This window comes from Halostella sp. PRR32 (genome assembly GCF_034808085.1).
Taxonomy (GTDB): domain Archaea; phylum Halobacteriota; class Halobacteria; order Halobacteriales; family Natronoarchaeaceae; genus Halostella; species Halostella pelagica.
Genome location: NZ_JAXHGL010000290.1, coordinates 1 through 235, shown reverse-complemented (window position 1 = coordinate 235; position 235 = coordinate 1). Strand labels below are relative to the sequence as shown.

At 78.7% G+C, this 235-nt stretch carries 1 protein-coding gene; it reads right to left on the bottom strand.

What is annotated here, in order from left to right:
* On the bottom strand, positions 1–235 hold a 235-nt coding region (locus SM753_RS21155), incomplete at both ends, for an alpha-hydroxy-acid oxidizing protein (RefSeq protein ID WP_323193002.1).

The following is a 235-nucleotide window of genomic DNA, read 5'->3' as shown; positions in this document are numbered from 1 at the left end:
CGGCGTCGTGACCCGGGGTCCGTAGGCGGGCGGGCACCGCAGCAGGTGCGGTCCCAGCTCGCCCACGGACGTCACCCCGAGCAGGGCGAGGGCCCGCAGGAGGCCCTGCCGGTAGAGGTCGTGCACCCGGCCCACGCCCTGCTCGCCCCCGGCCATCAGCCCGTAGAGGTAGGGCCGCCCCACCAGGACGGCGTCCGCCCCGTGCGCGAGCGCGGCCGCGAGGTCGGTCCCGGAC